Genomic DNA, 13,039 nt, shown 5'->3' on the forward strand with positions numbered 1-13,039 from the left:
GTCTGACAGTTTGGCAGCTACTTAACGCTTGAGAATGTTTATATCTGATTTTCTGCTAAACGGTAGCAGAAAATCAGAGTTTGATAGATATAAGCTTATGCTAAGATGAAATTAAGCTGGTATAAAAAGTAACCATGACGATGATACTCCCTGATTTTAAACTCGATTTATTAATAGAAGCAGAAGAGTTAGTGCCTTATTTAGGCAATGAATATATCCGTATTGTAGATTTGAGTCGTGCATCAGTTTATGAGCAGCTCCATATTCCACATGCAATTCATTTACAGCCTAAATGGTTGGTCGCTCAGCATGAAGAAGCCACTGGTATTTTGCCAGATGAAGCAGGTTTACAAGCGCTCATTGAAAAATTGAATATTTCACCAAATCACCATGTAGTGGTCTACGATGATGAAGGTGGAGCATGGGCAGGACGTTTAATCTGGAATTTGCATTGCTTAGGATTTACACGTACGAGTTTAATTAATGGCGGTATTCATGCATGGCTTGGGGCAGGTTTACCGACTACAGCTGAGGTTGAAGAACTGCCTCGAGTTGATGATTTAATCCAGATTGATTTATCACATGCTGCACAGTTCCGAGTGAACTATGAAGAATTACGTAAACAGGTTGAACAAGAAAGCATTCAATTGTGGGATTGCAGAACGATTGATGAGTACAGCGGTGTTCGTTTAGCAGCGCGACGCGGTGGTCACATCCCAAATGCACTCCATTTTGAATGGAGTACTGCACTTAATCGACAAAATCATCTAAAATTGCATCCGCTTGAACGCACGCGGCAGCGTCTTGAACAACTTGGGTTCGATTTAAAACAACCTGTAGTCGTATACTGCCAGTCACATCACCGTTCTGGTTTGGCCTATATTTTGGCTAGACTTTTAGGTTGGGAAGCAAAAGCCTATGATGGTGCGTGGAGTGAATGGGGCAATCGCCTCGATAGTCCTATCATTACTGGAGAATCGCCGTCTTGAGTTTTACATCTCGCTTAAAAAAAGAATTATTTATTAAGGCACAAAATCTTGTTCCTCAGCATCAGTTAAGCCGTGTGGTGGGTAAAGTTGCTGGAAGTGAAAATCCAGTATTAAAAGCTGCGGTTATTCATGCATTTAAAACCAAATACGGCATTGACTTGTCGATTGCAGAGCAAGGCAATGCACTCAAATATAAATCTTTTAATGATTTCTTTACTCGGGCATTGAAAGATGGCGTACGACTGGTTGATGAAAACCCAGATAGTATTGTTTCACCAGCAGATGGCGCTATTTCACAAATTGGTAAAATCACTGCGGGTGAGGTATTTCAAGCAAAAGGCCAAAGTTTCTCTGTAGAAAAATTAATTGGTGACCCACAACTTGCTCAACCTTTTCAAGAAGGCGAGTTTGCAACGGTTTATTTGTCTCCACGCGATTATCACCGTGTTCATATGCCATTTTCAGGCACATTAACTGAAACTTTATATGTACCGGGTGAGTTATTTTCAGTAAATCAGGTGACTGCTGAAAATGTACCGGGTTTATTTGCCCGTAATGAGCGTATGGTTTGCTTGTTTGATACTGAGCTTGGTCGTATGGCCGTTGTTTTAGTAGGCGCTATGATTGTTGCAGGTATTGAAACTGTGGCAACAGGTAAAGTAAAACCATCGGGTCGTATCGAATTACAACATCATCAGTTGAAGCTAGAGAAAGGTGCGGAGCTTGGTCGTTTTTATTTAGGTTCTACTGCTATTATTTTATTTGAAAAAGATAAAATCGAGTGGGAAAAACGTTTTAAAGCCGAGTCAGTTGTTGTCATGGGCGAACGTATGGGCCACACGATTTAACCCATAAATAATATTAAAAAAGAGAGCATTTGCTCTCTTTTTTTATTCACATTTTTATAATTAACTCTATTTTTAAATATAATGTTTATCAGTAAATAAACTTTCAACTCATTATAAATACTTACTAAGAGAATAAAATGTCCCCAACTCCTATCATTAGCCTATATTTTGCTTCGGTTTTGACTTTTGTGGCCGCGTTACTTCATTTTATTTGTGTGTTTTGGGGAGCAAATGGTTTTCGGTTTTTAGGGGCTGGGAAAAGTATTGTTCAGATGGTCGAAAAAGGGCATTGGTACCCGAATTTTATGGCTATAGCTGTAGGTTTTATTCTTTGTATTTTTTCTTTTTACGCTTTTTGCGCAGCAACTCGTTTTATGAATTTACCATTTGAAAAAATGATTATTTCTCTAGTTGCCATTCCATTTATTTTGCGTGGTTTGGCATTTCCATGGTTAAAGGCTAGATTTAGTGGAAATAGTGATCTATTTTGGTATGTGAGTTCTTTCATTTGCCTCTTGTTGGGTTCGTTATATGCAATAGGGGCATATTTTTTATAAGTTCAATTTGAAATGATGATTAGAAAGTAGAGGAGTAATCCCTTGATTAGAAAAAGTAATTCTTTATTAAAATTTTTATTGAGCAGTATTTGTTTGGCATCCGGTTCTGCTATGGCTACTCCAATGACAGACTTGAGTAAGCAAATAGTGAGTGAAAAACCGGGTTCTATACTGTCCATAGAACAACAAGATGTGACGAGTTTATTTCCTCATGCAGATCAACGTTTGCTGGTCAATTATCGTAGTCGAGGTGTGAATGGTGAACCTATCGTTGCTTCAGCATTTATTTTATTACCAAAAGGAACGCCTCCAAAAAATGGCTGGCCTATACTGGCTTGGGCGCATGGCACGACCGGAGTTGCTGACACCTGTGCACCTTCTGGTGACTATGTAGGTGGTCCTGTTCATTCTTATCAAGAAGTTGCTTCCAATGCTTTAGATTCTTGGCTTGCACGCGGCTATGCGGTCGTTGCACCCGATTATCAGGGATTAGGTACGCTAGGTGCACATCCTTATATGAATGCCAAGAGCCAACTGCACACGGTGGTAGATGCCGTACGAGCGTTACATGCAGTTAAGCCAAAAGATTTTAATAAACAATGGCTAGTGATGGGCCATAGCCAAGGCGGAGCTGCTGCTATTGCCGTGGCGGCTTATGGGCAAAAAGATGCACCTGAATTAGATTTAAAAGGAGCGATTGCGCTTGCGCCAGGTGGCTATCAATATGAAGGCATTGCAGAGTATGTAAAAACTAATCCAAACCCAGAACCTAGCGTGGCAGCTTTCTTCCCGATTGTGTTATTGGGAGCACAAGCAGCAGAACCAAGCATTGTCCCTGAAAATTTAATTAGTCCCGAAATGAATACTGTGCTAACGCAAGCACGTAGCCGCTGTTTATCTGAACTTCAATCTGACTTGAAGAAATCACCTTCGAGTATATTTAAAGCTAATGCAGATTTAAGCCCTCTTTTGACTTATCTGAAGCAACAGTCCATTGAAAATATGGTGCCTACCGTACCATTAATGATCGTACAAGGTTCTAAAGATCATTTGGTTGACCCGAGAGGGACATATGCTTATTACCAACAGCTATGCAAATCAAAAAAGCCAACTATTTATCAAACAATTGATGGTGGAGATCATCGCGATGCACTGCGTCAGAGTAGTACTTTTGCCACCAACTTTTTAAATATTATAGAAAAAAATCAGACTAAATCTTATTGCTCTAATTTTAAATAAATAGTTTGAAATGTGACAAAAAAGCCGACTTTTCAAGAGTCGGCTTTTTATATATGAGAAGGCAACTTTAAGTCATGTTATATAGTCTTTCTTTTGGAAAAACTGCGGTAAAGGTTGACCCTTCATTTTCTTTAGATTGCACATCTAAATAAGCACCGTGCTGCATCAGTACATGTTTTACAATCGCAAGGCCTAAACCCGTTCCACCTGTTTGGCGACTACGGTCACTATCTACGCGATAAAAGCGTTCGGTCAGACGTGGTAAATGTTTCGGGTTAATCCCGATACCGGTATCTTGTACGCTAAAGTAAGCATGTTCACCGTCATCATGCCAGCCAATGGTAATGGTTCCACCTTTGGGTGTGTATTTAATGGCATTGGTAATTAAGTTACTAAATGCGCTGGCAATTTCCATGTCGGAACCAATCAGGTCACAGTGGCTATCAATATGTAAATTGAGTGTGTGTCCATAATCGGCATTGTAGGCCTGAGCATCATCAAACAGTTGATTCATTAAGCTCGGCATTTCAATAATCTGATTTTTTGCAATTTTTTTGTTGTTTTCTAAATTTGATAACAGCAATAAATCATTCACTAACGCATTCATACGTTTTGTTTGTGATTGCATTTGGTCAAATGCACGTTTCCAGCGTGGGCTAATATCTTCTTGGTCGGTAAATGTTTCGATGTAGCCGCTCAGTACAGTTAAGGGGGTACGTAGTTCATGCGAAATATTGTCGACGAAGTCTTTACGCATTTGCTCAAGGTTATGCATACGAGTCACGTCATAAGCGACAAGTAAGCGGCTTTCACCACCAAACCGTGTGAGTTTGACTTGCACATAACGGTCATCATCAAGATTCGAATGGAGTTTAATCCCATCGGGCGCTTGATCAATATTGTTAAAATATTCAATAAAAGTAGGCTGACGCAAAATAGTTAATAAGTTGCGACCACGGTCAAGTGGACTAATTCCCAGTAAACGCTCTGCGGCTGGGTTCCACCATTCGATTTGATGTTGATCATCAATTAAAACAACTGCCTCAGCTAGGGCAACTAAAGAAGATTGGGCACGGTCAATTAGCCCAACCATTTCGGCCTGGACAATTCGTTCCTGACGCTGAGCACGATACACATTAAATAATAATGCCCCCCAAATACCACTTAGGTTGGGAGGAACATCGTAAGGATTGTTGGCAATCCAGTCATTCACCAAATATAAAGAACGTAACTGGAGCGCAAAAAACACCACGAAGGCGATAAAAATACAGCTCCAGAAATACCCAACCCCTAAACCGACTAACCCTGCAATAATCAGGAAAAATAATAAAAGTCGTAAATCTTGTTTAGCAAACGTCCACAAACTACTGTAACGGGAAAGCTTTTGTTCACGTACCTGTTCAGGGACGGGGTAGGGTTCATACATAAATTTTGGTTAACCTGCGGCTAAATCTGCACGTGTAGAGAAACGATAACCTGTACCACGTACGGTTTGAACAAATCGGTCAACACCAAAAGGTTCTAACACTTTACGCAAACGACGGATATGTACATCGATGGTACGGTCTTCGATGTATACATTACCGCCCCACACCTGATCGAGCAACTGGGCACGTGTATATGCACGTTCTGGATGGGTCATAAAAAATGCAAGCAAGCGATATTCTGTTGGTCCCATATCTAAAATGCTGTTACCAAAGCTTACGCGTTGGCTTACAGGATCAAGAATTAAACCATTGGCATCAATTGTTTTTTCACCGCTTAGCGCATTCGCACGGCGTAAAACAGCTTTAATACGAGAAACCAGTTCACGTGTTGAAAATGGCTTAGTCATATAATCGTCTGCACCGGCATCTAGACCTTGTACCTTATGGTCTTCCTCACCGCGTGCAGTCAGCATAATGACTGGAATTTCTGCTAGGTTTTCATCGCGTTTTAAGCGGCGGCATAAATCCACACCACTTACGCCTCCAGGTAACATCCAATCAAGCAAGATAAGTGCTGGACGTTGGTCGACGATAATTTGATGGGCCTGTTTGGCATCTTCAGCCTGTAAACATTGAAAGCCTGCCATATCTAAAGAAGTATGGATCATTTCACGAATAGGAAGCTCATCATCGACAATTAAAATATAGTCATCTTTCACAGCGTAATACCTTGTAGATTTTAACGGTGAACCGTTTTGTAGTTATGACAGGCTTATTACAAAGATTAATTATGACAATTTCATTGCAGAAAAGTCTATAAAATCGAATTTAGCAATAATTTGTGACAAAAATACGGCAAGCACATGACCGAATGATGACAGGGATGCATAAATTTTCTTAAAGCCATTCAATATGTTAACAGTTTGCTTCCAGCTAGGTTTTTAGCCTTAAAGCAGTGTCAAAAAACTTTAATATTATTTTGAAACTTGTGCCAACAAAGACAAGAAAACAATACGGCAGGCTGTTAAAACTTGTTCAAGAGACTGCTCAAAGCCACCCATGACCCATCGAATTGCGATTTGAGTCACATATCCGTTTAAGCCCGTTGCAATTAAAGAGAGTTCATTTTCCTTGTGCTGTATTTGTGGCATGGTCAGCATAACGAACGCTTGAATCATACGGTCAAACTGGGCAAGGGTTTCTTGAATCGTTGCCTGATTATGTAATTCCTGAACCAAAACGGCATCCACATAGACAATACGAGCTAAACGAGGGTCATCTTTTAAGGTCGTCAGTAGCGCTCTTAACCCTGCATCGACCATTTTTTCTGGATCGGGTGCAGCCTTAATCACAGCTTGCATTAAGTTTTGCTGTAATTCTTCAATCATTTTTAAAAAGATAGTTTGGAATAAATCCTCACTCTTTTTAAATGATTCATAAAAATAACGTTCAGTGAGTTTTGCTTCTTGGCAGACATCTTTTACCGTCACTGAAAAAAAGCCAAGGGTTCCATAAGTCGCAATACCGGCTTCAATGAGTTTTTCGCGGCGTGCCTCTTTACGCTCAGAAAGAGATAATCCTTTGAACTGGCGTTCTTTACCCGCAGTTTTTGTTTTCTTTTTATTGGTTGAGTCGTTTGTCGCCATAAATAAATGGTTTCCTGATTTATCGGTTTTTCAGTAAGTATGAGGCTTATGATAAAGCCGTCAGCAGAATTGTGCCAATCTATCTGAAATTACAGTGTACTATATTGACAATGAATATTGTCAAAATTATATTAAAAGAGTCTAAAGTGCACATGCAATGAACCGGTTGTGCAAATCGAAAAACAAAGGATGGACAATGAAAAATTTTAAAAACAAAGTCGCTGCAATCACAGGTGCAGGTTCTGGCATTGGGCAACAATTAGCAATTCTGTTGGCGAAACAAGGCTGCCATCTTTCATTAAGTGATATTAATGAAAAGGGTTTAGAGAAAACTGTTGAGCTATTAAAACCGTACAGTAATATTACTGTAACGACTAAAAAGTTGGATGTTTCTGATCGTGAAGCGGTAAAGCAGTGGGCACAGGAAACCGTTCAAGATCATGGCTCTGTTAATCTAATTTTTAACAATGCTGGTGTAGCTTTAGGTTCAACTGTAGAAGGCGCAAGCTACGAAGATTTAGAGTGGATTGTTGGAATTAATTTTTGGGGCGTGGTTTACGGTACCAAAGAATTTTTACCGTTCATTAAGCAAACTCAAGATGGGCACATTATTAACATTTCGAGCTTATTTGGTTTAACAGCTCAGCCAACTCAGTCTGGCTATAATGCAACCAAATTTGCGGTGCGTGGATTTACCGAATCGTTACGCCAAGAGTTAGACATTGAAAAATGTGGCGTAAGTTCGCTATGTGTACATCCTGGCGGCATTCGCACCAATATTGCTAAAGCTGCAAAAATGAATGACAGTTTGAGTAGTTTGGGTATGGACCCAGCTAAATCTATTCAAAACTTTGATAAATTCCTACGTACTCCACCAGAAGAAGCAGCTCGTCAAATTCTAGATGCCGTTTTGAAAAATAAACGCCGTTTATTGATTGGTAGTGATGCAAAATTTCTTGATGCACTTCAGCGTTTGTTCCCAACTGGATATCAACGTGCTTCAACCGTTGTAACCAAATGGATGAAATAAGATTTAAATTAAAAAAGCCATCAATTGATGGCTTTTTTATAAGGCTTAAGCTGTTTTAAATAAGAACTTTGATCTTCTTTTTCTTCCAGATAAACTGGTAATACAAGCCTTGAACGATACAAAGGCTCACAAATGCCAAGGCATAAGCAATCCAGATTCCTTTAAGCCCCCACATTGAGCTAAACCAGTAAGCGCATGGGATTTCAATTAACAAAATAGCCGAGATATTTAACAGCATTGGGACGGTAACTGTACCGCTGGCCCGCATGATTGATGCAAAAATAGCACCTGCACCAAAAAATAAAATTGCCCAAAGTACAATAAATAAGAGCTGCTGTCCTAATACCACCACAGTTGGGTCGGTAATGAATAAGGCCATCAAATATTTTGAAAATAGATAGCCAAGTGCAATTAACACACCTGTGAATAAAAAGTTCATGCCTAAAGCTGTGCGGGTGACACGTGCGAGTAAGTCTGACTTACCCGCACCAATTGCTTGAGCTGCAAAAATTGAAGCTGCAATTGAGATAGACAAAGCAGGGAACTGAATATAATTGAGTACTTGGTTGACGGCACCGTAGGCAGCTGTGGCATGAGCGCCAAAGCGGTTAACTAAACCTACAATCACGAGTCCCGCCATAGAGGTGGTAATCATTTGAATACCAGTTGGCACACCCAGACGTAAAATAATTTTGCTCAATTCTGGGTTGTGGCGGATATGCTGCAAAAGTTGGCGGTTCGGTCGAAGTGGGTGCTTTTTCTTATTTAGATAAATCGCAAGAAAAATTAAGATAGCTACATAACCCGTAATTGTTGCGATTGCTGGAGCAATAATCCCTAGAGCGGGTAAACCAAAATAACCTTTAAGTAAGATCGGTGTAATCACTAAACCAATTACACTGGTTAAAGCCAGCGCCAGTAAAGGGGTAGTGCTGTCACCTACACCACGTAAAATTGAGGTATAGATAATATAAACAAATAGAAGTGGGCTACCTGCGAGCATCCATTGCACATAAGGTAAAGACAGATGCATTACCTTTGGATCAGTGCCTAAAAGCTCTAAAATATCATGGGCAAAAAATACACCAATAATCGCTGTAATGATTCCACCAATGATGGTCATAAAAAGAGTAGAACCCACCACACTTTGAACTTTTTCAATATTTTGAGCACCCCATGCTTGCCCTACTAACACGGTGGTACCTGTCGAAATTCCGATAATAAAAGCGAGCAGCAAGAATAAAATAGGGAAAAAAACAGAGACTGCGGCAATTGCATCGACACCCATCATTTGTCCAACGAAGATGGTATTAATGGTGCCAGATAAATTTTGCAAGATATTGGTAGCAATGAGCGGCAATAAGAAAACAAAAAATGTTTTCCATAGATTTTGCTGATGTATTAAAGACTGTCTTGGTGGCATGTGTTCTCCATCGCCCATCTCTTTGATGAGCGGGGCGGACATTCAACTTAGCATATTTAGTTGAAATTTCTTGTAGTGTTTTACTATGCTAAGTTTCTAAATTTATTAACATTCATTCAAGATTTCTCCTGCTTTTTGCAATGTTTCATCATTTTTAGCAAAGCAGAAACGAATCAGGCGTAAAGACTCAGGTGCTTGTTGGTAAAACACTGAAACAGGAATAGCCACAATTTTATGTTGCTCAGCAAGAAACTGGCACATTTCAACATCGTTTAAGTCGGGTCTAATCTGACTGTAATCAAGGTTTTGGAAATAAGTCCCTTGAGATGGTTTAAATAAAAAACGACTATTGTGAATTGCCTGATTAAAACGATCTCGTTTAGTCTGATAAAACTGTGAAAGTTCCTGAATATGTTCTGGATGTTGCTGCATATATTGCGCAAGCGCAATCTGACAAGGGGTCGTACCACAGAAATTTGCATATTGATAAATTTGCCGGAATAGACGCATTAATTCAGGTGCAGCAACACAGTAACCAGTTTTCCAGCCTGTCACATGAAAGGTTTTTCCAAAAGAGCCAATCACAAAACTACGTTCTCTAAGCTCTGGAAAATGCAATGCGCTAAAGTGCTGTTGACCATCAAAAACTAAGTGCTCATAGACTTCGTCGGATAAAACCAAAATATTTTTATCTTGAATCAGTTCAATGAGTTCTAACCAGTCCTGTTTTTCCCAGATGGTACCAGTTGGATTGTGGGGTGTATTCACCACAATCATACGGGTTTTATCGTTAATCAAATCTTTAACTTGTTGCCAGTTCACTTTAAAGTCAGGTGCTTGTAGAGCAATACGAACAGCTTTACCGCCTGCTAACTCGACAGAAGGTCCATAGCTGTCATAACTCGGATCAAAAATAATGACTTCATCACCTGCATTGATGCAGGCTTGTATGGCACAGAAAATTGCTATGGTCGCGCCAGGGGTAATTGTGATTTCTGTGATAGGGTCAAGTTGAATTTGATCACGCTGCTGAAACTGTAAAGCGAGCTGTTCACGTAGCGTGAGAATGCCATCACCAGGTGGGTACTGATTATGTCCAGCCAAAGTTGCCTGAGCTAGAGCTTCGAGCAAAGCAGGCGGTGCAGGAAAGTCCGGGAAACCTTGTGAAAGGTTAAGTGCACCCAAGCGCTGTGCCATTGCCGTCATGGTACTAAAAATAGTTACCCCTTGTGCGGGCAATTTTGACTGAAGCTGTAGCATGTTATTCTCTTAAGATAATTATTAACGTTATAAAATCGATTCAATCGCTGCGCGAATTACACCTAGAGTTAAACCGATAAATGCACCAACCACAACACCATTGACACGAATCATGTGTAAGTCACCACCGACTTCGTTTTCAATTTTTCCAATCATTTCACGTGAGTCCCATTCATGAATGCGCTCACTCACATAGCGTATGATTTTATGGCTATATTGGTCCGTAAAGTTCATGGCAAGTCCTGTCATTTCTTTGTTGAGAACTTCACGAACTTTTACATTTTGGACAAGGTTTTCACCCAACTGCTGAATGGCAGCTCTGAGGTTCATTGCAATACCCGAGTCTTCTTTCATTAAATCTTCTTTAATGGCATCACACAAAATAGTGACAGCACCACTAATGAAATTTAGAACTTGAGGGCTATCTAGTAGCGCATCTTTACCGCTATTTAAACGTTGACTGGCAACACTGTCAGGATTTGCTAGCTCCAGCATAAGCGAGTGAGCAACAGTTTCAATTTCCTGTCGCCATGGGTGCTCGTGGTCGGCCAGCATGGATTCTACTTTTTCAACCAGTGAGTCAATAGTACGTTGCTGAACATCAATACCAATCCAGCTTGCACCTTTTGCAAGTGACCAGACACCCAGTGCTTTAAACATTTTTCGGGTTAATTCACGAGTTTTATCTGGGTTTTGTACCACCCACTCATGCGCGATATCGAGACCACGCTGCAATACATCTTGATGGAAATCATTTTCCAAGACTGCACGCAGCATTTCACTCGCAAGTTTATTGACTTGAGTGTTACGCACCCATTGCACGCTGTTGTTTTGCACGAAATTGGCAATTTGTTCTTGGCTCACAAATTCAAAAACTTTAGGTACAGTTTGCTGAATAAGCTGTACCACTTGCGTATTGTTTTGTGGACTGGCTAGCCATTGTCCAATGGCGAGGCTTAGGTCAGTTTTTTCTAAGCTTCGCTCTACCACTTGAGGTGACAGAAAGTTTTCCTGCACAAAGCGGCCCATTGACTCTGCAATACGGGCCTTATTGCGCGGAATAATTTCGGTATGATCCCGCAAAAATTTAGGGATAGGAAGCTTACCAAATGGGTTTCGAAACAAAACGGTAATCGCATACCAATCTGCTAGTCCACCCACTACGCCAGCTTCCGCACCTAACATCAAAATATGAATTAAGTTTGTATACTCAGGCAGAAAGCGATTGGCAATCAATAACCCAATCCACAGCACTACTACAATAACAAGCGCCATAGTAGCGAAATATTTGCTGCGCTTCAGATTGGGTGCATGGTGTACTTCTTCTGCCATATTCATACAGTCATCCTATTCATTTTTGTTTTACTGGCGGTTCAGGCGGTGGCAACAACTCTCCTGTCGGACTTAAGCCATATTTTTGTCCGATGGATTTGAGAATTAACGTTGCATCAAAAGCGTCTTGAGGGGCCTGCTTTTGATCCCGATAACATTCAATAGTATACGACACTTGAACAGGGTCGATATTGACCACTTGTGGGAAATCATAGAACGGATCATGCCAGAAACCCGGATAACGACGCCCATAACCATACGGATAAAAACTCGGTGCAGCTGGATAAACCACAGCCTGACGAGGTGGTTTTTGGCTTTGATTACTTGGGTCATTTTGTACTTTAAAAAAGCGGAAGCCTTTTTGTACGGTCGTTTGTGCTGATTTCACTAAAGTAATTTCTTCGGCTGCTCCATAGCTCATGTTTGAGTCAGCTTGGAAACTGATTCGAAACGTTTGAGCATTTAACGGATAGGCTGAAAACTGGCCAAGCTGATCGAAGGTTTTTGGTTTGCTCGGTATAGTTGAACAAGCACTTAGAGTTAAGGCAGTGCCTAAAGCTAAACAAAGAGAGAGATATTTCATGGTGAACTCCCAGCTGAGCATGGAAGAATGGATGACTCAGCATTAAAAAAGAGAAGTCTTAAAAACTACTGTTCGGTTCTAGTAAAAATTCAGTTTCCTCTGGTGTTGAGGCACGTCCAAGGATGGCATTGCGATGAGGATAACGTCCAAAGCGATCAATAATCACTTTATGCTTTTTCTCAAAGCTTAAATTAATTTCATTGCCGAGGCGTTGAAATAACTTTAAAGCAAACTCATGGATCAATTTTGATTCACTATGCATAAATGGCATATACAAAAATGAGCGCTGGTCAGGATTAAGCTGTGCATCGAGTTGTAAGCTAATTGCTTCTTGTGACAGAGCTAAAGCGAGGCTGTCATATGCAAAAGATTCAGGTTGATCACGATAAATGTTGCGAGAAAACTGATCTAGCACAATAATCTCTGCAAGACGACCTTCTGGGGTTTTCCGCCAAGACCAAAGTTCTGCTCGAGTTGCCTGCTGATGAATATCTGCAAATTGATCACGGATTTTTTTGTCAAAATCATCACTTTTTGCAAACCAAAGTGAACGGTGTTCAGGTGAAAACCAGAAGTTTAAAATGTCTTGATCGTTCATGATATTGACAACTCTTTAGCAATTATTCTTCAATAAAATCACAATTCTTTCGTGTCTTAAATAACAAGATTGTGATAAAAATTGCCAAACCGAAATGATGTGATCAT

Annotated in this window: 13 protein-coding genes; 5 read left to right on the plus strand and 8 right to left on the minus strand. The window is 40.3% G+C overall.

Annotation, left to right across the window (positions count from 1 at the left end; genetic code table 11):
• Positions 1-140: 140 nt before the first annotated feature.
• The 4 genes from F984_RS18860 (at position 141) to F984_RS18875 (ending at position 3,633) form a co-directional block, all read left to right on the plus strand.
• Positions 141-989, plus strand: a complete 849-nt coding sequence (locus F984_RS18860; protein WP_025469365.1) for a sulfurtransferase — start codon at positions 141-143, stop codon at positions 987-989.
• Positions 986-1,837, plus strand: coding sequence for an archaetidylserine decarboxylase (gene asd / locus F984_RS18865; protein WP_004711415.1), 852 nt, complete (start codon positions 986-988; stop codon positions 1,835-1,837). The genes F984_RS18860 and asd overlap by 4 nt, the downstream gene beginning before the upstream one ends.
• Positions 1,838-1,974: 137 nt before the next feature.
• Entirely contained in the window at positions 1,975-2,394 is a 420-nt protein-coding gene (locus F984_RS18870) for a hypothetical protein (protein ID WP_004711417.1), read from the plus strand.
• A 42-nt stretch (positions 2,395-2,436) separates the two neighbouring features.
• Positions 2,437-3,633, plus strand: coding sequence for an alpha/beta fold hydrolase (locus F984_RS18875; protein WP_004711419.1), 1,197 nt, complete (start codon positions 2,437-2,439; stop codon positions 3,631-3,633).
• A 67-nt stretch (positions 3,634-3,700) separates the two neighbouring features.
• On the opposite strand, the gene phoR is transcribed toward F984_RS18875, so the two are convergent.
• The 3 genes from phoR to F984_RS18890 form a co-directional block, all read right to left on the minus strand.
• Entirely contained in the window at positions 3,701-5,059 is a 1,359-nt protein-coding gene (phoR, locus tag F984_RS18880) for a phosphate regulon sensor histidine kinase PhoR (RefSeq protein ID WP_002053999.1), read from the minus strand.
• Positions 5,060-5,068: 9 nt separating this feature from the next.
• Positions 5,069-5,779 (minus strand): phosphate regulon transcriptional regulator PhoB, encoded by a 711-nt coding sequence (phoB, locus tag F984_RS18885; RefSeq protein ID WP_000650776.1) that lies wholly within the window; start codon positions 5,777-5,779, stop codon positions 5,069-5,071.
• A gap of 255 nt (positions 5,780-6,034) precedes the next feature.
• Positions 6,035-6,706: a TetR/AcrR family transcriptional regulator gene (locus tag F984_RS18890; protein ID WP_002053829.1), complete on the minus strand. Its 672-nt coding sequence runs from the start codon at positions 6,704-6,706 to the stop codon at positions 6,035-6,037.
• A 196-nt stretch (positions 6,707-6,902) separates the two neighbouring features.
• On the opposite strand from F984_RS18890, the gene F984_RS18895 reads away from it, so the two are divergent.
• Positions 6,903-7,736, plus strand: coding sequence for an SDR family NAD(P)-dependent oxidoreductase (locus F984_RS18895; protein ID WP_002053911.1), 834 nt, complete (start codon positions 6,903-6,905; stop codon positions 7,734-7,736).
• 55 nt (positions 7,737-7,791) lie between these two features.
• Here F984_RS18895 and F984_RS18900 read toward each other — a convergent pair whose 3' ends face one another.
• From F984_RS18900 to F984_RS18920, 5 genes are all read right to left on the minus strand, one after another.
• The gene (locus F984_RS18900) at positions 7,792-9,159 is read right to left on the minus strand and encodes an MATE family efflux transporter (RefSeq protein ID WP_004711422.1); all 1,368 of its coding nucleotides are present in this window, start codon (positions 9,157-9,159) and stop codon (positions 7,792-7,794) included.
• 105 nt (positions 9,160-9,264) lie between these two features.
• Entirely contained in the window at positions 9,265-10,419 is a 1,155-nt protein-coding gene (locus F984_RS18905; RefSeq protein WP_004711424.1) for a pyridoxal phosphate-dependent aminotransferase, read from the minus strand.
• Between the two features lie 27 nt (positions 10,420-10,446).
• A complete protein-coding gene (locus F984_RS18910; protein WP_004711426.1) occupies positions 10,447-11,757 on the minus strand; it encodes a DUF445 domain-containing protein in 1,311 nt (436 codons plus the stop codon).
• 13 nt (positions 11,758-11,770) lie between these two features.
• Positions 11,771-12,334 (minus strand): CC0125/CC1285 family lipoprotein, encoded by a 564-nt coding sequence (locus F984_RS18915; RefSeq protein WP_004711428.1) that lies wholly within the window; start codon positions 12,332-12,334, stop codon positions 11,771-11,773.
• Between the two features lie 58 nt (positions 12,335-12,392).
• Positions 12,393-12,932 carry a DUF924 family protein gene (locus F984_RS18920; protein ID WP_004711430.1) on the minus strand — a complete coding sequence of 180 codons (540 nt, stop codon included), beginning with the start codon at positions 12,930-12,932 and terminating at the stop codon, positions 12,393-12,395.
• Positions 12,933-13,039 lie beyond the last annotated feature (107 nt).

The sequence above is a fragment of the Acinetobacter nosocomialis NIPH 2119 genome (assembly GCF_000368085.1).
GTDB lineage: Bacteria > Pseudomonadota > Gammaproteobacteria > Pseudomonadales > Moraxellaceae > Acinetobacter > Acinetobacter nosocomialis.

What these genes read in the sequence shown, in the direction of transcription:
- F984_RS18860 (WP_025469365.1), top strand. Translation starts at nt 141, where the DNA reads ATGATACTCCCTGATTTTAAACTCGATTTATTAATAGAAGCAGAAGAG.
- F984_RS18870 (WP_004711417.1), top strand. Translation starts at nt 1,975, where the DNA reads ATGTCCCCAACTCCTATCATTAGCCTATATTTTGCTTCGGTTTTGACT.
- phoR (WP_002053999.1), bottom strand. Translation starts at nt 5,059, where the DNA reads ATGTATGAACCCTACCCCGTCCCTGAACAGGTACGTGAACAAAAGCTT.
- F984_RS18890 (WP_002053829.1), bottom strand. Translation starts at nt 6,706, where the DNA reads ATGGCGACAAACGACTCAACCAATAAAAAGAAAACAAAAACTGCGGGT.
- F984_RS18895 (WP_002053911.1), top strand. Translation starts at nt 6,903, where the DNA reads ATGAAAAATTTTAAAAACAAAGTCGCTGCAATCACAGGTGCAGGTTCT.
- F984_RS18900 (WP_004711422.1), bottom strand. Translation starts at nt 9,159, where the DNA reads ATGCCACCAAGACAGTCTTTAATACATCAGCAAAATCTATGGAAAACA.
- F984_RS18905 (WP_004711424.1), bottom strand. Translation starts at nt 10,419, where the DNA reads ATGCTACAGCTTCAGTCAAAATTGCCCGCACAAGGGGTAACTATTTTT.
- F984_RS18910 (WP_004711426.1), bottom strand. Translation starts at nt 11,757, where the DNA reads ATGAATATGGCAGAAGAAGTACACCATGCACCCAATCTGAAGCGCAGC.
- F984_RS18915 (WP_004711428.1), bottom strand. Translation starts at nt 12,334, where the DNA reads ATGAAATATCTCTCTCTTTGTTTAGCTTTAGGCACTGCCTTAACTCTA.
- F984_RS18920 (WP_004711430.1), bottom strand. Translation starts at nt 12,932, where the DNA reads ATGAACGATCAAGACATTTTAAACTTCTGGTTTTCACCTGAACACCGT.